The organism is Amycolatopsis jiangsuensis, from assembly GCF_014204865.1.
GTDB lineage: Bacteria > Actinomycetota > Actinomycetes > Mycobacteriales > Pseudonocardiaceae > Amycolatopsis > Amycolatopsis jiangsuensis.
The window spans coordinates 3606842-3627115 of record NZ_JACHMG010000001.1 but is presented as its reverse complement, the minus strand read 5'-3'; the positions used below and the strand labels follow the sequence as shown (position 1 = coordinate 3627115).

Below are 20274 nucleotides of genomic sequence, written 5' to 3'. Positions count from 1 at the left end.
GCGCTTTGCATGGGGGAGCGACGTCATGCCTGGTCCGTCTGTGCCGGCACCCGAGGAACCTGGCCGCGCACCATGGTGAATCCGCTGATCGCCGAGCGCGAGGACTCCACCACGGCCTACTCCGGCATTTCGCTGGCGGAGTCGGCGAACGATCTGAAGCAGGGGATCGAGAAGGGCGACTGGGCCGCGGTCGCGATGGGTGCCGTCGGTACGGCGCTCGACGCGCTGTCGATGGCCATGGACCCGTTCGGCGCGGTCCTCGCCGCCGGGGTGGGCTGGTTGATGGAGCACGTCGGCCCGCTCTCCGACGCGCTCGACGGACTGACCGGTGACGCGGACCAGATCAAGTCGCAGGCCGAGACCTGGGCCAACGCCGCCAAGGAACTCGGCGCCATCGGCACGGATCTGTCCGCTCTGGTGGAGGCGGACCTGCAGTCGTGGACCGGGGAAGCGGCCGACGCGTACCGGCAGCGGACCAAGGACATGGTCGATCTCCTGACCGCCGCGCAGAAGGGCTGTGAAGGAGCCTCCAGCGGGGTGCAGACCGCGGGCGAGGTCGTCGCCGCCGTCCGCAGCCTCGTCCGCGACATCATCGCCGAGCTCATCGGTCACCTGATCAGCTGGGCGCTGCAGGTCCTGTTCACCCTCGGCATCGGCATGACCTGGGTGGTGCCGCAGGTCGCGGCCGCGGTCGCGAAGACGGCATCGCAGATCGCCAGTATCACCACCAAGCTCGTCAAGGCGCTCAAAGGCCTGATGCCGCTGCTCAAGCGGGCCGGTTCGCTGTTCGACGAGGCGGGCGCGGCGATGCGCAAGATCAAGGGCGGCAAGGCCGACGCGCCGCCCCCGCCCAGGGACATCAACGGCAAGGGCGGCAACGACCGCGGGCTGGACACCAAGAAGGACGACGACGGAACCGACATCTCCAGTGCCGGCAACGACGGCAACCACAACTCCGGCAACGGCAACAACTCCGGCAACAACTCCGGCGGCGGCAACCCGAGGAACGACGACCAGACCGACGTCAGCGGCACCGGCGACCGGGGCGGCGACCGCGACCGGGGTGGCGGCGGCAACGACACCACCGGCAAGGACGGCAAAGACGGCAAGGACGACCGTTCGACGTCGGGCGATGCGAAGAACACCTGCGGTGACCCCATCGACGTGGCCACCGGCGAGGTCGTCATGACGCAGGTCGACGTGACGTTGCCCGGTGACGGCGGGGACCTGCAGCTCTCCCGCACACATCTGTCGTCCTACACCGGCGGCCGGTGGTTCGGTCCGTCGTGGACGTCCACTGTGGACCAGCGGCTGGAACTCGACGGCAGCCGCGTCCGGTTCTACTCCGAGGACGGGATGGTGCTGACCTACCCCGTTCCGGCCGGCGAACCAGTGCTGCCCGAGCAGGGGCCGCGGCACCGGCTGGCCCGTACACCGGAGGGGTACCGGCTTTCGTTCGGCGATCGTGAGCTGCACTTCGCCGGCAGCGGCGCCGTCCTGCCGCTGGTGGCCATCGAGCAGGGCGGCAGCCGTACCGAGTTCGGCTACGCCGCCGACGGCACGCCCGCGAAGCTCCGTCGTGACGACGGCGTCGAGCTCACGATCAGCACCGAGCAGGGGCGGATCGTCGCGTTCGGGGCTCCGGAGCAGGCGCCGCTGGTGCGCTTCTCCTACAACCGGCTCGGCCAGCTGAGCACCATCGCGGACTTCGCCGGCCGCCCCCAGCGGCTCGACTACGACTTCGGTCACCGGCTCGTCGGCTGGCAGGACCGCACCGGCACCTGGTACCGCTACGTCTACGACGGTGCCGGTCGCTGCGTCCGGGCAGTGGGGGCGAACGGCTACTACAACGCGACGTTCGTCTACGAGCCCGGCACGACCCGGCACACCGACGCCACCGGGCACACCTGGAGCTACCGGTTCAACGACGCCAAGCAACTGATCGAGCGCGTCGATCCGCTCGGCAACTCCCGGCGCTATCAGTGGAACCGGCGTGACGAGCTGCTGTCCCAAGTGGACGAAATCGGCCGGGAGACCGGTTACGAGTACGACGACGGCGAACTGGTGGCCGTGCACCATCCGGGAGGATCCACGGTACGGGTGGCGCCGGCCGAGGGCGGCGAGACACTTCTCCGGGCCGGCGAAGGCACGGACGAGATCCAGCGGGTGGTCCCGGCCTCGGATCCGGCGGCCACTCTCGTCGAAGCCGGGATCGCCGCGGACCTTCCCGGGGCTCCCGACCCGTTCGAGGACGACCCCGTCACCGGCCGTTCCGCTCGCCCCGGCGATCGCGACCTGTTCGGCCGGCCTCGCCTCGTGCACACGGCTTCCGGTGGTGCGGCGAGGCTCGGCTGGACGGCCGACGGCCGCCGCGCCTGGCGGCTCGGCCCGCACGGTGCCCGCGAGACCTGGGTGCACGACGCCGAAGGCCAGGTCGTGGAGTACCGCGACGCGGGCGGGGCCGCGCGCCGCCGCAAGTACGGTCCGTTCGGACTCGTGCTGGAGGAGACCGACACCGCGGGTGCGCGCACGCTGTTCACCTACGACGGCGAGCTGCGGCTCACCTCGGTGACCAACCCGAGCGGACTCGTCTGGCAGTACGTCTACGACGCCGCCGGCAGGCTCGTCGAGGAGATCGACTACGACGGCCGCAGGCTCGCCTACACCTACGACGCGGCGGGTCAGCTGCGCCGGATGACCAACGGCATGGGTGTTCCGACCGAGTACGACTACGACGTCCACGGCAACGTGGTGGTGCGGCGCACCCCGGACGACCTCACGCTCTACGAGTACGACGCGCTCGGCAGGTTGACGGTCGCCGAGAACACCGAATCGCGGGTCGAGATCGTCCGTGACGGCAGCGACCGGGTCATCACCGACACGATCAACGGGATCGGGGTGTGCTGGCGTCACGACGGCGAGAAGCTCGTCCGCCGGACCTCGTCCGGTGTGGACAGTGAGTGGCGGTTCGGCGAGTCGGGGCTGCCGCGGTCGCTGCGGATCGCCGGTCACGACGTCGAATTCGCCTACGACGACGTGGAACGGGAGAGCACGCGCAGCGTCGACGGAACCGTGGTGCTCCAGCGGCGGTTCGACGCGGAGGACCGGCTCGCCGAGGAGGACGTCGCGGGCGTCGGCCTGCGCACCTACAGTTACCGCCCGGACGGCAGGCTCGCCGCGGTCGGCGACGCGATCCGGCCGTGGCAGCTCTCGTTCGACAACGCCGGCCGCGTCAGCGAGGCGCGCGGGCCGGCCGGCGTCGAACAGTTCACCTACGACGCGGCGGGCACCATGACCTCGGCGGTGACGCCGTCGTTGCCGGGGCCGCGGACGTACGCGGGCAACTGGATCGTCTCCGCCGGCGACACCTACTACAGCGCCGACGCGCAGGGCCGGGTCACCGGACGGTACGACACCAGCCGGCAGGGCGGGCCGTCCTGCACCTACGCGTGGGACCACCTCGACCGTCTCCGCTCCGCGGTCACCCCCGACGGCGCGCTCTGGACCTACCACTACGACCCGCTCGGACGGCGCTTCGCGAAGCGCCGCTTCGCCGCCGGGGAAGGCGGCGAGGCCGAACTCACCGACGACTTCCGGTTCCTGTGGAACGAGATGACCCTCGTCGAACGAGTCGAGTACCGGCCCGCGGACAACTCCTACCGGATCCTCACGTGGGAGCACCTCTACGACGACGATCGCCCGGTCGTCCAGGTCGAGACCGCGGGTCCCGGTTCTCCCGCCCGGTTCCGTGCGGTGATCACCTCACCGGCCGGAAAGCCGACCGAGCTGCTGGACGAGCACGGCGCGCTGGTGTGGCAGGACCGCAGCAGCTTCTGGGGCGCGCCGCTGCCCGGCGCCGACTCCGCGGCGATCCCGCTGGCGTTTCCCGGTCAGCACCGTGACGAGGAGACCGGGCTGCACTACAACGTGTACCGGTACTACGACCCGCAGACCACGCGCTACCTCAGCCAGGATCCGATCGGCCTCGCGGCCGCGCCCAACCCGGTCGGCTATGTCGACCAGCCGCTGCTCGTCGGTGATCCGCTCGGGCTCGTGGGCACCTGTGGTGCCACCGGTCCGCAGGGCGGGACGCGTTCCCTTCCGGGACCACCGCCGCGACGTAGGGAGTTCCGGGAGCGCACCGACTTCCGGCACGACGTGGACAGCATGACGAAGGAGGAGTTCGAGCGGTTCAAACCCCAGCTCGACGAAATGCTGAAGGCGGACAAGCACTTCTTCTGGTCCGGTGGCTTCCTCGACCGGCGGCGGGCTCCCGGCGACACCAGCGACCCGTATCTCGGCCCGCTGCAGGACCGGGCCACCCAGATCGCGAGGCAGCACGGCGGCAACACCCTCGAAGGCACGTTGTACGACAACAAGATCAAAATGCCCGGCTGGGTCAACGATCCCAACGACCCGAGGAAAGCGCTCGTCGAGGAGAAGTGGAAGTACGTCTCGGAGCGGTGGGCCAACAACAGCCCGGGAAGCGCCCATGTCGTGTTCCCCGGCAGGCCCGACGCGCATTCACGCATCGACCTGTCCTCCAAAGAGAGCGGCCCGGACGACATCTATTCCCACCGCCGCGAAGGCAACGTGTGGGACACCATCGAGTACCCGCGGCTGCGGGACAACGGGATCACGGACATCACCAAGTACGACTCCGAGACCGGCAACGCCCGGCCCTACCGGCATCGCGCCTGAGGCGTGCCCGGCCTCAGCGGAAGCGCGCGATCCGAAGTGGACGGAGCCGGGCGAGCGCGGCGGCGACCTCGTAGCGGCGTGGGACGACGTAGTCGCCGAGGTAGCCGTGGCCGATCGCGTCGGCGCCGTTCGCGAGGTCGTCCTCCAGCCGGTCGAGGAATTCGGCGACCGTGCGCTCGCCGTCGAACAGACCCGTTTCGACGCCGTGGGCCAGGGCGAGCCCGATGCCCATGACCTGGCCGGGGTCCACGAGCTGTTCGACGGCGCGCAGGTCGATGTCGGCCTCGCCGTAGGTGAGCGTGTCGATGCCGCGCTGCTTCACCTTGCGGCGTCCCTTCACCTCCGGGGACAGCGACCTCGGCGCGCACACCCTGTGCCGCACAGCGGGGAAGCCTTTCGCCTCAACGGTTCTGGTCTCCACACGCAGCTGCGCGGCGCGTGCGGTGACGTCCTCCGGCTCGTACGCGGCCATCATGAGCACGCGGTCGGCGACGTCGAGGTAGTCGCCGGAGCCGCCCATCACGAGCACCGTCGACACGCCGTGCTCGGCGTGCAGCGGACGCACGAGGTCGACGAACGGCGTGAGCGGCTCGTTGCCCTTCGCGACGAGCTCCTGCATGCGGCCGTCCCGGATCATCAGGTTGGTCGCGGCGGTGTCCTCGTCGATCAGCAGCACCTCGGCACCCGCTTCGAGTGCCTCGACGGTGGTGGCCGCCTGTGAGGTCGAACCGGAGGCGTTGGACGTGGAGAAGTCCCGCGTGTCCGCGCCGGTCGGCAGCTCGCCGACGAAGGCACTGACGTCGACGCGCTGCACGCTGCGTCCGTCCTCGGCACGGACCTTCACGGTCGCGGCCCGGCTGGCCACAAGCTCGCGGCCGTCGCCGGGGACGTGGTCGTACACCCCCCGTTCGAGCGCGCGCAGCAGTGTCGACTTGCCGTGGAATCCGCCGCCGACGATGAGCGTGATGCCCTCCGCGATGCCCATGCCGGTGACCGTGCCGCGATTCGGCAGCTCCACCGTGACGCGCATCGACTCGGGTGAACGGAACGCGACGCCGTCGGTGAGCGGCCGGTCGTCGGTTCCGCTGCGGCGCGCGAGCATGGCGCCGTCGGCCACGAACGCGACCAGTCCCAGCTCGGGCAGCGCGCGGCGCAGCGCATCGCTGTCCTCGACCGAGTCGACGAACGCTGCGAGCAGCTCCGGGTCGAGCGCGGCGTAGCGCAGTGTCTCGACGGCGCGAGGCAGCTGCTCGCACAACGCTTTACGCGCGCTGTGCCCGTCGATGCGACGGCGCGGGCCGGGCAGGTCGATGCCGAGGTGGATCGTCAGCGCACCGTCGTGGACGCGCAGCGCGCTGCGGTCGAGCACCTGCTGCCCGCCGACGTCGGCCCTCAGCAACGTGCCGCGCAGGCTCGCGCCCAGTGTGCGCAACAGCTGGTCGGCGAGCGCCCGCGCTCGAACCGGCGTGTCCCACAGCTCGCGGGGGAAGCCCGCGTGCGCGGCGGGCACGCGTACCTCGACGCGGCTCGCCGGTGCGAACGGGTCCGTCTGCGCCTTGCGGATGTCGACGGTGTAGCCGTCGCCGCGCCAGGCGCCCTGCAGGCTCTTGTACCGGCCGTAGCTCTGCCCGTCGAGCGAGGTGAGCCGCCGGGCGAGGTCGGAGAGCGTGGTGCGTGAGGACTGTGCGTGTGTCATCGCTGCCCACGGTACGTGACGCCGGCTGCCGGGCTCAGACGAACAGCGACAGCACCAGCGTGCCGGCCAGTCCGATCACCGACTGGAGGGACAGCATCAGCGTCCAGGTGCGGAAGGTCTGCTTGACCGTCAGCTGGAAGTACTCCTTGAACAGCCAGAACCCGGAGTCGTTGACGTGCGACAGCATGACCGCTCCGGACGCGGTCGCGAGCACCAGCAGTTCCGGGGACAGCCCCGGGGTCGCCGCGGCGATGGGCGCGACGATGCCCGCCGCGGTGACCGTGGCGACGGTCGCCGAGCCGAGGCAGATCCGCAGCAGCGCCGCGATGATCCAGGCGAGCACCAGTGCGGGGATGTGCCAGCCCTTGGCGAACGACACGATCACGTCGCTCACCCCGGTCTTGGCCAGCATTTCCGCGAGCCCGCCGCCGGCGCCGACGATGAGCAGCACCGGCCCGACGGTCTTCAGCCCGCTCGCCGCGATGCCCTGCAGCTGCCCGGCACGCAGGCCGGACGACCGGCCGAGGCCGATCATCGCGGCCACGACCGACAGCAGCAGCGCCACCACCGGATCGTCGCAGAAGGAGAAGATCGTGTGCGCGACGCTGCCCTCGGCGGTGTTGTCGACGCCGAACGCGCCGACCACCAGCAGCACCGGCGGCAGCAGCACGACACCGAGTGCGAGCCACAGCGGCGGCCGCCGTTCGGCCTTCTCCTCGGTGCCCGCGGCCGGTCCCGCGTCCAGGTCCGGTGTGGGACCGAACCAGCGGCGCGTGAACCGGGTCAGCAGCGGGCCGCACAGGATCAGCGTCGGCACGGCGATGATCAGCCCGAAAGCCAGCGTGAGACCGAAGCTCGCGTGGTAGGCGCTGACCGCGGCGGTCGGCGCCGGGTGCGGCGGCAGCAGGCCGTGCGCGGTGTACAGCCCGGCGGCCAGCGGCATGCCGATGAACAGCAGGTGGCTGCCGGTGCGGCGGGCCAGCGCGTACGCCAGCGGCACGAGCATCACGAAGCTGACGTCGAAGATGTTGGGCAGCCCGATGATCAGCGCCGCGACCCCGATGCTGATCGGGATCCACTTCACCGGGCGGTGACCGATGAACGCGTCCGCGATCCGGCTCGCGCCGCCGGTGCCGGTGATGATCGCGCCCAGCAACGAGCCGAGCCCGATCACCGGTGCAGTGTCCGACAGCGTGTCGCCGAAACCGGATTCGAATGCCCCGACCGTGCCGTCGACCCCTAGGCCGCTCGCGAACCCGAGCAGCACGGCGCCGAGCAGCAGCGCGAGGAACGGGTTCATCTTCAGCTTCGCGATCGCGACCACGACCAGCACGATCGCGATCCCGGCGAAGACCAGGTGCAGTTCCCCGGCGGTCATCGGCCCTCACCCGCCGCGTGGAAGAGAGCGGCCGCCGTCTCGTCGTAGCCGGTCACGTCGGCGAAGCCGAGCAGGTGCCCGGCGGGCACGTCGCGGACCAGCCGGGCGCCGCCGAGCAGGTAGAACGGCAGCGTGTCGCCCGGTTCGGCGGGCCGGATCACCGGATCGATCCCGGCGACCTCGTGGTGGTGGCCCTCGACCGCGAAGGTGTCTCCGGCCTGGAAGGCGCGCCCGGTGCGGCCGGCGAGGACCGCGTGCCGCGCCGGCGGGGCCGGGTCGGGTCCGTGGGCCGCGGCGAGGATGGTGAGCGGGGTTTCGACGCCCATCAGGTGGTAGGGCCAGTAGATGCAGGCGTACCGGCCGTCGCGGCTGACCACGTGGCCCTTGCCCGCGAGCAGTTGCCACGTCTCGGGGTCGTTGGTGCGCACCACGGCGAACACGCCACCGGCGAAGCTCGCTTCACCGGGCAGCCGCAGGGCGGAGAAAACGTCGACCGAACGCGGGGTGCCGATCAGGCCGCCGTGCTCGCGCTCGGCGTAGACGTCGGCCAGTTCGGCGGGCCGCGCGACCGGGTAATGCAGGCTCTCGGTGTCCGGCAGCGCCCCGGTGTACTGGGACACCACGGTCATCTCGCAGTAGTCGGCAGCCGCGCGGCGTTTGAGACCGGCGACCAGTTCGGCCCGGCGTTCGAGGGTGTTTTCGCTCAGCTCCAGCAGCTCCGCCATGCCGGGGGCGTCGATCGTCGTATCCAGCTGGGTGAGCTTGCCGGTGGCGGGGTCGAAGACGAGGTCGTACTCGCTGGACTTGCCCAGCGCGACGACCTCCAGGCCGACGCGTTCGACCCAGGCCAGCAGGCGGATGAGGTTCGCGGGCTGGTCGCCGTCGCCGGGCAGGTAACGGACGCCGGCCGCGGCGGCCTCCCGTGCCAGCGCGACACCCGCGACCGTCTCGATCTCCTTGCTCACCATGACGACGTGGCATCCGGCGGCGATCGCGGCCCGCGCGTACCCGACTCCCGCGGTGACGCGCCCGGTCGCCTCGACGAGAACGTCCACTTCGGACCAGTCCACTCCCGACCCGCCGGGCACCACGGCGACGCCGGTCAGCCCCAGCTCGGCGAGCATCGTGTGCACGCCTGCGGTGTCCGGGTCCACCAGCACGGCCGGGGTCAGCCCGGGAACCGCTTTCAGCTGGGCCAGAAGCGTGCGGCCGTAGCCGCCGTGCGCCCCGGTGAGGGCGACCCGGAGGGGTGCGCCACGGGTGTCGGTCTCGTGCTGGATCACCATCGGTCCTCGCTGTACTCGCTGTGTGCCGCCACTGTAACATCGGTCGTATAAATTATTCAAAGAAGTTCACATGGCGTCACGTATGCTGTCGGGAACAGTGGCAGAGCGGAGGGAAACCGTGGTCAGGATCGGCGTGGTGGCCGACGACTTCACCGGCGCGACGGACATCGCGGCGGCCTACGCGTCGCGCGGCAGACGGTCCGTCGTGCTCACGGGCCCGGGCGAACCGCCGGAGGGCAACGACGTCGTCGTGGCCGCGCTGAAGACCCGGACAGCGCCGGTCGCCGAGGCCGTCGAAGCGTCGCTGGCCGCCTGCGAACGCCTGCGCGCGCTGGGCTGCGAGCGGTTCGTGTTCAAGTACTGCTCCACGTTCGACTCCACCGACCGCGGCAACATCGGCCCGGTGCTCGACGCGCTGGCCGAGCGCACCGGCGCGGAGCACGTGGTCGTCGCGCCGGCTTTCCCCGGCAACGGCCGCACGATCCGGGACGGCTTGCTGTACGTCGGCGACGTCCTGCTCGAGGACTCGCCCATGCGGCACCACCCGCTCACGCCGATGACCCGTTCGCGCGTCGCCGAGCTGCTGCGTCCGCAGACACGGTACGACGTCGGCGAAATCCACGCGGACATCGTGCGCGCCGGCGCCGCGCAGCTGGCCGGAACACTCGCCGCAGCCGCGGAAAAGTACCTGGTCGTGGACACTCTCACCGACGACGACCTCGTGACGATCGCCGAAGCGACTTCCGGCGACGTGCTCGTGTCCGGCGCGGCGGGACTCGCCTTGGGCAGCGCTCGCGGTGACGCGGACCCGTCCGAGGCTTGGCCGACACCGGCCGGACGACGACTCGTCGTGTGCGGCAGCGCCTCCGCGCGCACTCGTGAGCAGGTCCGTCACGCGGCGGAGAACGGCCAGCCGACGTTGCGTCTCGACGTCGGCGGGCTCGCTTCGGATCCGGGCGGGGTGGTGCGGGACGCCCTCGCATGGTTCACCGCGCAGGACCCGGCGAGCGCGCCGGTGATCTACTCCGTCGGCGACCTGGACGATGTGCGGTCCGGACCGGAAGCCGCTGCGCGGACCGAAGAAGCGCTGTCTCGTATCGTCGAAGCGGCCATCGCTTCGGGGGTCACGCAGTGCGTCGTCGCGGGCGGGGAGACGTCGGGTGCGGTCGTCAACCGGCTCGGCGTGCACGCGCTGCGCATCGGCGGGCTGATCGCTCCCGGAGTCTGCTGGGCCGAGGGCGTCACCGCTGCGGGAGACCGGGTCGCGCTGGCGTTGAAGTCGGGCAACTTCGGTACGCCGGACATGTTCGTCACGGCGTGGGAGGTGCTGCGGTGATCGACGCACTGGTGGCCGCCGGACGACGGCTGGCCGACGCCGGGATCAGCCCGGGCAGCAGCGGAAACCTCAGCGTGCGCGACGGTGAGCACATCCTCGTCACCGGCACCGGCGCGGATCTCGGCCGGCTGGGCGAGGACAGCGTCGCCGTGCTCGACGCCGAGGGTGCGCACGTCGGCGGACCGCGACCGTCCAAAGAGGTCGCCGTGCACCTCGCGATGTACGCGCGCAACCGGGACCATACGGCGGTGGTGCACGTCCACTCGCCGCACGCGGTCGCCGTGGCGTGCCTGCCGCCGTGGTCGGAGACGAGCGCCGTACCGCCGCTGACGCCGTACTTCCTGATGCGTGTCGGCCAGGCGCCGCTGATCGCGTATCGCGCGCCGGGCGATCCCGGACTCGGCGCGCTGCTGGCCGCACCGCCGTTTTCCTTCCGCGCGGCGCTTCTGGCCAACCATGGCCAGGTCACCAGCGGCGCGGACCTCGGCGACGCGCTCACCGCGGCCGTCGAACTGGAGGAGACGTGCCGGATCGTGCTGCTGACCGACGGCCGCCGCCCCCGGCTGCTGGACGCCGGCGCGATCGGCGACCTGACTCGGCGCAACGGAACCGCGTGGGACGCTCGCTAGACTCGACGAGGCGTTAAGGAGGTCGGAGATGACGGACGCACCGCCGCTCATCCCGGAGCAGCGACGGGACCTCATCCTCGGCCACCTGCGCCGCGACTCCGTGCTCAGCTACCGGCAGCTCGCGGCACTCGTGGGCGTGAGCCACATGACGGTCCGCCGCGACGTGGCCGAGCTGGAGCGACAGGGGCGGGTCGTGGCCACCCAGGGCGGCGCGAAGATCGTGGCGCGGCTGGCCGCGGAGCCGCCGCGCACCGAAAAGGCCGGGGCCGACGTCGCGCAGAAGGACGCCATGGCCCGGTACGCGGCCACTCTGGTGCGTGAGTCGATGACGATCTACCTCGACGCGGGCACCACCCTGCAGGCGCTGCGTCCGCACCTGGACGGCTTCGGTGACCTGACCGTGGTCACCAACGATCTCGTCATCGCGGCGTCCTACGTGGACCACCCGTCGATCGAGATCATCACGCTGGGCGGCCGGGTGGAGAAGCGCAACCAGTCCACCGTCGGCCGGTTGCCGGCACTCGCGTTGCGCGAGCTGTCCCTGGACATCGCGTTTCTCAGCACCAGCTCGTGGGACCTGCGCCGCGGGGTCACCATTCCCGCCGAGTCCAAAGTGGATCCCAAACAGGCCGCCGTCGCCGCGGCCGAGACGTCGGTGCTGGTCGCGGCCAGCTCCAAGTACGGAAGCTTCGCCCGGTACCGCATCCTCGGCCTGGCCGAGCTGGACCTGGTGATCACTGACGGCGGTCTGCTGGACGCACAACTGGCGGAGATCGAGGCGGAAAGCGGCGTCGAGGTGCATCGGGCCGGTTGAGCCCGGAGCACGACCCCCGACGCGACGGACAGCTGTTCGTCGCGTCGCGGGCGCCCCTGCGGCCTGGCGTCCCCCTCGCATCGTCCCCGACTTGTGAATCGCTGAAAGCTGTCCTTGCTCGATCCTTGCCTGTTGACAACAGTACGTCAGCCATTAACCTCGTCTATGTGAACGGACACTAGGCCAGGGTGGGCTGATGATCCAACGAGTGCTGGTGGCGGGCGTGGGGATGGTTCCCTTCGCCACGCCCAGGAAGAGCGATCCCTACGACGCGCTGGCGGAGGCCGCCGTCCGGGCCGCGCTCGCCGATGCGGGCACCGAACTGGCGATGGTGCAGCAGGCCTACGCCGGCTATGTGTACGGCGACTCGACCTGTGGGCAGCGGGCGCTGTACCGCGTGGGCATGACCGGCGTGCCGGTGCTCAACGTGAACAACAACTGTTCGACCGGTTCGTCCGCGCTGTTCCTGGCCCGGCAGGCGGTGGCCTCCGGCGCGGCCGACTGTGTGCTCGCGGTCGGGTTCGAACAGATGCAGCGCGGCGCGTTGACCTCGCACTGGGACGACCGTCCGAGCCCCTTCGAGCGCTTCGACACCGTGCTCGACCAGGTCGGGGACCCGGTCGAGGGCGTACCGATGGCGCCCCGCTACTTCGGCAGCGCGGGTGCCGCGTACGCCGATCGCTACGGCGCCCGGCCGGAGACGTTCGCCGCGATCTCGGTCAAGGCGCGCAGGCACGCGGCGAACAACCCCTACGCGGTGTTCCGGGACAGCGTGACGATCGAGCAGGTGCTGGGCGCACCCCACATCTACGGGCCGTTGACCCGGCTGCAGTGCTGCCCGCCGACCTGCGGTGCCGCGGCCGCGGTCGTCACCAGCGAAGAGTTCGCCCGCGCCCATGGTCTCCGCACCGACGTCGCGATTGCGGCGCAGGCGATGACCACCGACACTTCGAGCTCGTTCGAGGGCGACCCGCTGAAACTGGTCGGCTATGACATGAGCGCGGCCGCCGCTCGGCAGGTGTACCAGTCCGCGGGCATCGGCCCGGAGGACATCCCGGTGGTCGAACTGCATGACTGCTTCACCACCAACGAGGTGATCAGCTACGAGGCGCTCGGCCTGACCCCGGAGGGCACCGCGGAGAAGTTCATCGCCGACGGTGACAACACCTACGGCGGCCGCGTGGTGACCAACCCGTCCGGAGGGCTGCTGTCCAAGGGACATCCACTCGGCGCGACCGGCCTGGCGCAGTGCGCCGAGCTGACCTGGCAGCTGCGCGGTGAGGCGGGGCCGCGGCAGGTCGAGGACGTGAACGTGGCGCTGCAGCACAACATCGGCCTCGGTGGCGCGGCCGTCGTGACCCTGTACGAGAAGCTGCGCTGACCATGCCCATCGACGACTCCGTCAAAGGCACGAGGCTCCCGTCGGTCACCATGACGCTGGAAGCCGGGCGGCTGGCGTCCTTCGCCGGGGCGACCGGCCAGCCCGACCCGGTCTACCGCGATCCACTCGCCGCGCGGAATGCGGGCCTGCCCGGCCTTCCGGTGCCGCCGACGTTTCTGTTCGCGATCGAGCTGGAGCAGCCGGACCCGTTCGCCTGGCTCACCGGCCTGGGGGTGGACCTGCGCTGGGTGTTGCACGGCGAGCAGGCGTTCACTTACCACGCCATGGCCTACTCCGGGAACACGCTCGTCGCCTCCCCGCAGATCGCCGACGTTTACCGCAAGAAGGGTGGCGCGTTGCAGTTCGTCGTCAAGCGCACGGCTGTCACCCACGTCGATGGTAGCCCGGTCGCGGATCTGGACAGCGTCATTGTGGTGCGTGAACCGGAGGTGACCTCATGAGCGTCCTCAGCGAAGTCCGGGTCGGCACCGAACTGCCGCCGTTGCGGCTGCCGGCGATCTCCCGGACGACGCTGGCACTGTTCGCCGGTGCTTCCGGCGACCACAATCCCATCCACATCGACCTCGACGTCGCCCGCTCCGCCGGCCTCGACGACGTGTTCGCCCACGGCATGCTCTCCATGGCCTACCTCGGCGGGCTGCTCACCGGCTGGGCCCCGCAGGAACGCATCCGCTCGCTGCGCGTGCGTTTCGCCGCGGTCACCCCGGTACACGGCGAGCCCACCTGTACCGGACGTGTGGTCGCGCTCGCCGGGACCGTGGCCACCGTCGAACTGGCCGTCACGCTGGCCGACGGCACCGTGACCCTCACCGGGGAAGCCACTGTCGACCTCGCACCGGAAAGCTGAAAGGCGTACCGCACATGGGAAAGCTGGACGGGAAGACCGCCATCGTCTCCGGCTCCGGCCGCGGGATCGGCAGGGAGATCGCGCTCAAGCTCGCCGGCGACGGCGCCGCGGTCGTGGTCAACGACCTCGACGAAGCCCCGGCCGAGCAGACAGTCGCCGATATCCGCGACGCCGGTGGGCGGGCCGTCGCCTGCACCGGCAGCGTCACCGACGACGACTTCGCCGACCGGTTCGTCGGCACCGCCACCGAGACCTTCGGCGGGCTGGACATCATCGTCAACAACGCCGGCTACACGTGGGACAGCGTCATCCAGAAGATGTCCGACGAGCAGTGGGACGCCATACTGGACGTGCATCTCAAGGCTCCGTTCCGGATCCTGCGCGCGGCCCAGCCGGTGATCTCCGCGGCGGTGAAACAAGCCCGCCGCGACGGTGAGCCGGTGCCCTGCCGCAAGGTCGTCACCATCTCCTCGATCGCCGGGCTCGGCGGCAACGCCGGACAGGTCAACTACGCCGCCGCCAAGGCCGGGGTCACCGGCCTGACCAAGACACTGGCCAAGGAATGGGGCCGCTACAACGTCACCGTCAACACTGTCGCGTTCGGACTGATCAGGACCCGGCTCACCGAGGCGCCCGCGACCGGCGAGAGCACCATCGACGTGGCCGGCCGGGAGATCCATGTCGGGGTCAACCCCGATCTGCTCGAGACGATGGAGCAGATGATCCCGCTGGGCCGGGCCGGCACCCCCGCCGAGGCCGCGGGCGCGGTGTATCTGCTGTGCCTGCCCGAATCCGACTACGTCAGCGCGCAAACCCTGGTCTGCGGCGGCGGCTTCTTCTTGTGAACGGCGGTCAGCGAGTGAACCCGGGGAGCCGGCGACGGCCGAGCAGCGGGCCGAGGCCGGAGCGCCACCACGGCAGCCAGTAGCCCGGGTGCTGAACGACTCGCTGGGTGAACGGCTGCGGGTCGAAGTACGCGTGGCGGCGTGCGATCAGGCCTGCTTCGGTGAGCCACAGCTTGTCCACGGCCGGCACGCGCACCGACCCACTGCCGATGGTGGCTTCCAGCCGGTGTTCGATGAACAGGATCTCCGCCCGGCCGGACCAGCTCAGCACCGTACTGCGCAGGTCGGGCACGAAGTCCAGCAGCCGCTCGAGTTCGCCCTGCCACCGCCGTTTGCCGGTGCAGGCCGCCAGCAGCGGCTGGACGAGTTCGACGTCCTCGGCGAGGAGGGCGTCGAACGCGCGCGGGTCCGGTTCGGCCCAGGCTGCGGCGAAATCCCGGACGACGGACTCGTGCAGGCTCGGCCAGTCGCTCATCAGAGTGCGCCCAGCTGCGTCATGGCGTCCGCGATGTCCAGGTACGTTTCCTTCTGGTGCACCAGGTTCGCGTTCGTCGTGATCAGGTCGATGCCGCTGAACCGGACGGGCTCGCCGGTCGGCTCGACGGTGACGCCACCGAAAGCCAGGGGAGCGGCCAGGGTGGCGGTGAGCAAGTACCGGTGGGCGAAGAAGCCGTCGCCGTAGTGCAGGCTCTCGGTGGCGAAGTCGATGTCGGGCCAGGCAGTGAGCAGGCCGGCGAAGGCGCCGCGCACGGCTTCGTGTCCGGTGACCTGAGGGGCGCCGAGCAGATGGAGGCGGAACGCGGTGTCCTGGGTGTGCATCGCCATGATGTCGTCGAGGGCATGGGCGTTCCACGCCTTGCCGTAGTCTCGGGCGAGCTGGTGCAGGTCACTGTGGACGGTGGTCACGGGATCCTCCTCGGGCGCTGAGCAGCGCGAGCGTGGTGAACAGTGCGCTGGCGAAGACCAGCAGGGCGGCCTCGAGCGGGCCGACGAAGAACGGGTGTGCCTCGGTGATGTCCACGATGTGGATGACCGCGTGTGCTCCGTTCCAGATCGCGGCCAAGGTCAGCGCAGGCGTCCGCCAGGTGTAGCGCCGGGAGGCGATGAGCAGGCCCAGCCCGAACGTCGCCGCGCAGGCGGCGAAATCGCGGACCAGGTGCGGGTTGGCAGCGCCGAACGGGGCCACGACGGTGCCGAAGGACGACGCGTCGACCGCGGCCCAGCCACCCAGCGCCAGATAGACGATCGCCAAACCGGACAGGACGATCCGCCAGCTTCGTCTGGTCATGACGCGCTCACGCCGGCCGGTGCCGCGGCGAGCACTTCGGCCGCGGCGCGCTCGCCGGAGGTGACCGCGGCGTCCATCGAGCCGTACCAGCGGACGCCGGTTTCCGAGCCGGCCCAGTGCACGCGGCCGTGGGGCTCGCGGATCCAGGGGCCGAACGACGTCCAGGCCCCGGGGACGAGGTTGCTGCAGTAGCAGCCCCTCGTCCACTCGTCCTCGGTCCAGGATGCCTCCAGCAGCTGCCGCGGTGCGCCCGCCCGCGGACCGAACCAGCCGCTGAGACAGTCCTTGACCGCGCTTTCCCGATCCGCCGCCGCCAGGTTCAGCATCTGCTTGGCGTGCCGCCCGACGACGAAACCGAGCAGGACGCCCGGCCGCCCGTCGGGTGGCGAGTTGTCGAACGTCGCGCTGACGGGGAACCGGTCACTCGCGAGCTGCCCGGAAAGCCCGTCGTGACGCCAGAACGGTTCGTCGTAGACCGCGAGGTACTTCAGCGTCGTGCCCTGCGGCATCCGGGCCAGCAGCTGTTCACGGCCCGCGGGCATGGCTGGGGTGAAGTCGATGCGCGCGGCCAGCATCGGGGGCACGGCCACGATCGCCTGCCCGGCCCGGACGGTTCGGCCGTCGGCGTGGACGACGACACCGGAATCGTCCTGGACGATCCGGCGCACCGGCGTCGCCAGCACCGGCGACCGCGGCAGCTGCTCAGCCAGCCGCTGCGCGATCAGCTGGGACCCGCCGGTGAAACGGTCCTGCTGCGCGCCGTTGCGCGTGCCCGCCAGCCGTTGCAGGCTCTCGCCTGCGCTGATGTAGGCCAGCACGTGCAGCAGCGACATCTCGTCCGGCTCCGCCGCCCAGACCACCCGCACCGCGGTCGTCAGCAGTGCGCGAGCCCGGGCGGACCGCAGCCGTCGGTCCATCCATCCGGCCAGCGTCACGGCGTCCCACTCCTGAGCCCGCGGTGCGAGCCACGGCGCTTCGGACGGCACCTGTCGTGCCATCCGGTTCAGTTCCCGTTGGGCCCGAAGGAAACCCAGAGAAGCCAGCGCGCCGGCCGAAGGAGTGAAGTCGCGCCTGCGTCGCAGCCTGCCGTCCAGGTCGAGCAGATGCGCGCCGGTGTTGTGCGTGGCGAACGTGCCGACCCCGACCTCCGCGGCCACGCGCTGGATGGCGTCCTGCCCCGGGCCGGTGAACTGGCCGCCGAGCTCGACGAACCTGCCGTCGCCGACCTCGGCGTTGTGCGTGCGGCCGCCGACCCGGTCGCGGGCTTCCAGCACGCACACCGAACGTCCCGCCCGGGTCAGCTGCCGCGCGGCGGCCAATCCGGCGAGTCCCGCTCCGATCACCACGACATCGGTATCCATGTCACCTCCGGTCCAGGGGATTGACCGACGCGGGCAGCCGCATCCCGAGCCGCCACAGCACCGCGGCGCGGGAGTGCGGCCGCTGCGCCGCCTCGGTGCGCATCAAGTCCAGGAAGCAGGCGGTGAACCCGTCCCGGGGATGACGCGCGACGACTCGTTCGATCGCCGCGCGGGGCAGCTCACGCGCGCGGGTGCCACCGACGTCGAGATGCGCTGCGGCCTGCAGCGCCACAGCTTCGGGTCCCAGGCCGGAGGAGACCCGGACGTTCATGTGCGCGGTGACCGCCTCGGCGGCCCGCTCGGCGAACGCCGTCGGCGCGCCGTAACCGGCCAAGGTGGCGAAGGCGATATCCCCGCCGTGCACGGCGAAGCAGTGCGCTTCGCCGACCCGATACCGTTCGGTGAGCGCGAAGTCGTGCAGCAGGCAGGACACGTACAGCAACTCGTCGTCGACCGCCAGCTCGTCCATTGTGGACAGGATGCTGCCCCACCACCAGCAGCGCAGACAGTGCTCGAACAGTGCTCGCGGGTAGGCCGACTCGGCGAGCGCCACCACGTCCCGTACGAGCGGCGTGTCCGGTGGTTCCCGACCGGCGACGCCCGCCGCCCGGGCGCGAGGGCCGGTCAGCGCGGACAGTTGGCCGACCACCGCGTCCCTGGCGAAGGCCAGGCGGTCCCGCAGGCTGAGTTCTCCCCGGGTGGTGGCAGCCCACTTCCGGCTGCCCAGCGTCGTCCGGCCCGCGGTCATCGGGTTTCGCCGAGCCACGTCGTGAGCGCGGCGGTCACCTCGTCCGGGCGTTCCTCCATGACGTAGTGATCGGCGCCGCGGATCCGGACGAGCGTGGCGCCGGGGATCCGGCGCGCGAGGTCCTCGCCGATCGCGAAGGGGGTCGCCGGGTCCTGGTCGCCCCAGATCACCGTTGTGGGACAACGGATCGAGGAGAGTCCCGCATCGAGTTCCGGACGGGGCCGCACGTCGTAACCGGCGAAGTAGTGCGCGAACCACCGGCGCCCTTCGCGGGTGTCGAGCCAGCCGAGGTAGTGCCCGAGCGTGGCGTGGTCGAAGCAGTCCTTGCGGACGTAGCGGGCCAGCGCGATCCGGTTCATCCCGCCGATCGGCAGCCGGGCGAGGAGTTCCCGGAGCACCGGGCGGCGGCCGAGGATGCCCAGCAGCCCGAACAACTGGTAGTACGGCGCCGGAAAAGTACGGTGCGCCCGGGAGTTCAGGATCGCGAACCGGCCGATCCGCTCGGGATGCCCGAGCACGAAGCCGAGACCGAGGAAGCCGCCGTAGTCGTGGCCGGCGAGATCGACCCGGTCCAGCCCGAGCGCGTCGAGGAGCCTGCCGAGCCGGGCGACCTCGACGTCGTACTCGCAGCCGAGGGCACGGGAACGGCCGGAGGCACCCCAGCCCGGCCAGTCCGGCGCGATCACCCGGCGGCGCGCGGCGAGCGAGCCGATCTGGTGGCGCCAGGTGAGGTGGCTCTGCGGGTAGCCGTGCAGCAGGAGCAGCGGCTCGCCCCGGCCGGCCTCGCGGTAGCGCAGCCGGCATCCGTCGAGGGTCAGTTCTCGCGTGGTCCCGCTGTCGACGGTCATGCCGATCCTCCGTGAATCCACACTTCTTATAGTGATTACAACAACTGTGCCGGTACGGTAGCATCGACACCGGAGTCCTGCAACGATTACAAGAGAGGCCTGATGGACCCTCGCAAGCAACGCACCCTCGACCGCCTGCTCAGTGCCGCGGAGCAGCTGTTCCGCGACCGGTCGGTGGACGAGGTCACCGTCGAGGAGATCGCCGAACGGGCCGGGGTCGCCGTCGGCTCGCTCTACAACAACTTCGGCTCGAAGGCGGGCCTGCACGCCGCGCTCGTCGAGCGTGCGCTCGAGGCCGACCGGCAGCACATGGACCGCGCCTACACCGGGACCCGCACCCCGCTCGCGCAGATCTACGCCGCGGCCGAGGAGTACCTGCAGCTGTACCTCGACCATCCGGAGTACTTCCGGATGCTGGCCTTCCCACGGGATCCGGGCCACTATCCGGCGGGAAGGGAACTCGCCGAACGCCTCGCCGTGACGGTCGACGAGCAGAACCGGCGTCTCGTCGACGCGCTGGTCCGCGGAATCGACTCCGGGCAGCTCCGGCGCGTCGACCCCCGCGAAACCGCCACGGTGCTCTGGGCGGCATGGAACGGCATCATCAGCCTCGGCTGGCGCCCGGACGGTCTCCGCCAGGACGAGCCGCAGCTGCGCAAGCTGCTCGCCGCCGCGACCGACGTCGTCGCGCACGGCCTGCTTCACCGTCCGGAGCCCGCCGCCGACGACCCCGCGAACTGAACGGACCCGGAGACCGGCTATCCGGGACATTCCTGATGTGCGGCGGGTTTCCGGAAACTACCGTCTGTCCGGTGCAGGTGTATGACATCGTCGTCCCGGGTGGCGACGAACTGAAGGAGTCCATCGCGCGGGAACTGTGCCCTGACGAGAACCATGCGCCGCCGTGTCCGGTGCCATGGAGCCTGAGCAGTGCCGAAAACGGTCTGCTGCTCACAGTCTGCGCGGACCAGTCGACAGCCGAGGACGTCGCCCGGCGCGTCGGCGGCCGGCTGCCGGTCCTGGCTGACCCGGACGACTACCCCGAGCTGATCGAGCAGTACCGGATCGAACGAGAATCGCGGAAGTAGCGGCACG

19 protein-coding genes are annotated in these 20274 nt (G+C 70.8%); 10 read left to right on the top strand and 9 right to left on the bottom strand.

Annotated features, from left to right (window positions below; all coding sequences use genetic code 11):
- The first annotated feature begins 72 nt into the window (after positions 1 to 72).
- Positions 73 to 4701: a DUF6531 domain-containing protein gene (locus BJY18_RS15980; protein WP_184780735.1), complete on the top strand. Its 4629-nt coding sequence runs from the start codon at positions 73 to 75 to the stop codon at positions 4699 to 4701.
- Between the two features lie 13 nt (positions 4702 to 4714).
- On the opposite strand, the gene BJY18_RS15975 is transcribed toward BJY18_RS15980, so the two are convergent.
- The 3 genes from BJY18_RS15975 to BJY18_RS15965 are packed head-to-tail and all read right to left on the bottom strand — an operon-like array spanning position 4715 to position 9061.
- On the bottom strand, positions 4715 to 6397 hold the full coding sequence (locus tag BJY18_RS15975) for an ABC-ATPase domain-containing protein (RefSeq protein ID WP_184780734.1): 1683 nt from the start codon (positions 6395 to 6397) through the stop codon (positions 4715 to 4717).
- A gap of 34 nt (positions 6398 to 6431) precedes the next feature.
- Complete coding sequence (locus BJY18_RS15970; RefSeq protein ID WP_184780733.1) at positions 6432 to 7775, bottom strand: GntP family permease; 1344 nt, start codon at positions 7773 to 7775, stop codon at positions 6432 to 6434.
- Positions 7772 to 9061: a homoserine dehydrogenase gene (locus BJY18_RS15965; RefSeq protein ID WP_184780732.1), complete on the bottom strand. Its 1290-nt coding sequence runs from the start codon at positions 9059 to 9061 to the stop codon at positions 7772 to 7774. Before BJY18_RS15965 ends, BJY18_RS15970 begins: the two co-directional genes overlap by 4 nt.
- A gap of 70 nt (positions 9062 to 9131) precedes the next feature.
- On the opposite strand from BJY18_RS15965, the gene otnK reads away from it, so the two are divergent.
- The 7 genes from otnK (at position 9132) to BJY18_RS15930 (ending at position 14934) form a co-directional block, all read left to right on the top strand.
- The gene (gene otnK / locus BJY18_RS15960) at positions 9132 to 10397 is read left to right on the top strand and encodes a 3-oxo-tetronate kinase (RefSeq protein ID WP_246458883.1); all 1266 of its coding nucleotides are present in this window, start codon (positions 9132 to 9134) and stop codon (positions 10395 to 10397) included.
- A complete protein-coding gene (locus tag BJY18_RS15955; protein ID WP_312873858.1) occupies positions 10394 to 11026 on the top strand; it encodes a class II aldolase/adducin family protein in 633 nt (210 codons plus the stop codon). The genes otnK and BJY18_RS15955 overlap by 4 nt, the downstream gene beginning before the upstream one ends.
- 28 nt (positions 11027 to 11054) lie before the next feature.
- Positions 11055 to 11840, top strand: coding sequence for a DeoR/GlpR family DNA-binding transcription regulator (locus tag BJY18_RS15950; RefSeq protein ID WP_184780730.1), 786 nt, complete (start codon positions 11055 to 11057; stop codon positions 11838 to 11840).
- A 196-nt stretch (positions 11841 to 12036) separates the two neighbouring features.
- Entirely contained in the window at positions 12037 to 13221 is a 1185-nt protein-coding gene (locus tag BJY18_RS15945) for a lipid-transfer protein (RefSeq protein WP_184780729.1), read from the top strand.
- Between the two features lie 2 nt (positions 13222 to 13223).
- A complete protein-coding gene (locus BJY18_RS15940; protein ID WP_184780728.1) occupies positions 13224 to 13682 on the top strand; it encodes a MaoC family dehydratase N-terminal domain-containing protein in 459 nt (152 codons plus the stop codon).
- Positions 13679 to 14089 (top strand): MaoC/PaaZ C-terminal domain-containing protein, encoded by a 411-nt coding sequence (locus BJY18_RS15935; RefSeq protein ID WP_184780727.1) that lies wholly within the window; start codon positions 13679 to 13681, stop codon positions 14087 to 14089. The genes BJY18_RS15940 and BJY18_RS15935 overlap by 4 nt, the downstream gene beginning before the upstream one ends.
- 14 nt (positions 14090 to 14103) lie before the next feature.
- Positions 14104 to 14934: an SDR family NAD(P)-dependent oxidoreductase gene (locus BJY18_RS15930; RefSeq protein ID WP_184780726.1), complete on the top strand. Its 831-nt coding sequence runs from the start codon at positions 14104 to 14106 to the stop codon at positions 14932 to 14934.
- A gap of 7 nt (positions 14935 to 14941) precedes the next feature.
- Here BJY18_RS15930 and BJY18_RS15925 read toward each other — a convergent pair whose 3' ends face one another.
- The 6 genes from BJY18_RS15925 to BJY18_RS15900 are packed head-to-tail and all read right to left on the bottom strand — an operon-like array spanning position 14942 to position 19179.
- On the bottom strand, positions 14942 to 15409 hold the full coding sequence (locus BJY18_RS15925) for a nuclear transport factor 2 family protein (RefSeq protein ID WP_184780725.1): 468 nt from the start codon (positions 15407 to 15409) through the stop codon (positions 14942 to 14944).
- Positions 15409 to 15840, bottom strand: a complete 432-nt coding sequence (locus BJY18_RS15920) for an ester cyclase (protein ID WP_184780724.1) — start codon at positions 15838 to 15840, stop codon at positions 15409 to 15411. Before BJY18_RS15920 ends, BJY18_RS15925 begins: the two co-directional genes overlap by 1 nt.
- Positions 15821 to 16222 (bottom strand): hypothetical protein, encoded by a 402-nt coding sequence (locus BJY18_RS15915; protein WP_184780723.1) that lies wholly within the window; start codon positions 16220 to 16222, stop codon positions 15821 to 15823. Before BJY18_RS15915 ends, BJY18_RS15920 begins: the two co-directional genes overlap by 20 nt.
- Positions 16219 to 17583, bottom strand: a complete 1365-nt coding sequence (locus tag BJY18_RS15910; RefSeq protein WP_184780722.1) for a flavin monoamine oxidase family protein — start codon at positions 17581 to 17583, stop codon at positions 16219 to 16221. Before BJY18_RS15910 ends, BJY18_RS15915 begins: the two co-directional genes overlap by 4 nt.
- Position 17584: 1 nt before the next feature.
- Entirely contained in the window at positions 17585 to 18331 is a 747-nt protein-coding gene (locus BJY18_RS15905) for an HD domain-containing protein (protein WP_184780721.1), read from the bottom strand.
- Positions 18328 to 19179: an alpha/beta fold hydrolase gene (locus BJY18_RS15900; protein WP_184780720.1), complete on the bottom strand. Its 852-nt coding sequence runs from the start codon at positions 19177 to 19179 to the stop codon at positions 18328 to 18330. Before BJY18_RS15900 ends, BJY18_RS15905 begins: the two co-directional genes overlap by 4 nt.
- Before the next feature lie 102 nt (positions 19180 to 19281).
- Here BJY18_RS15900 and BJY18_RS15895 point away from each other — a divergent pair, with 102 nt between their 5' ends.
- Both BJY18_RS15895 and BJY18_RS15890 read left to right on the top strand, forming a co-directional pair.
- Entirely contained in the window at positions 19282 to 19920 is a 639-nt protein-coding gene (locus BJY18_RS15895) for a TetR/AcrR family transcriptional regulator (RefSeq protein WP_184780719.1), read from the top strand.
- A gap of 71 nt (positions 19921 to 19991) precedes the next feature.
- A complete protein-coding gene (locus tag BJY18_RS15890; protein ID WP_184780718.1) occupies positions 19992 to 20267 on the top strand; it encodes a hypothetical protein in 276 nt (91 codons plus the stop codon).
- The last annotated feature ends 7 nt before the right edge of the window (positions 20268 to 20274 follow it).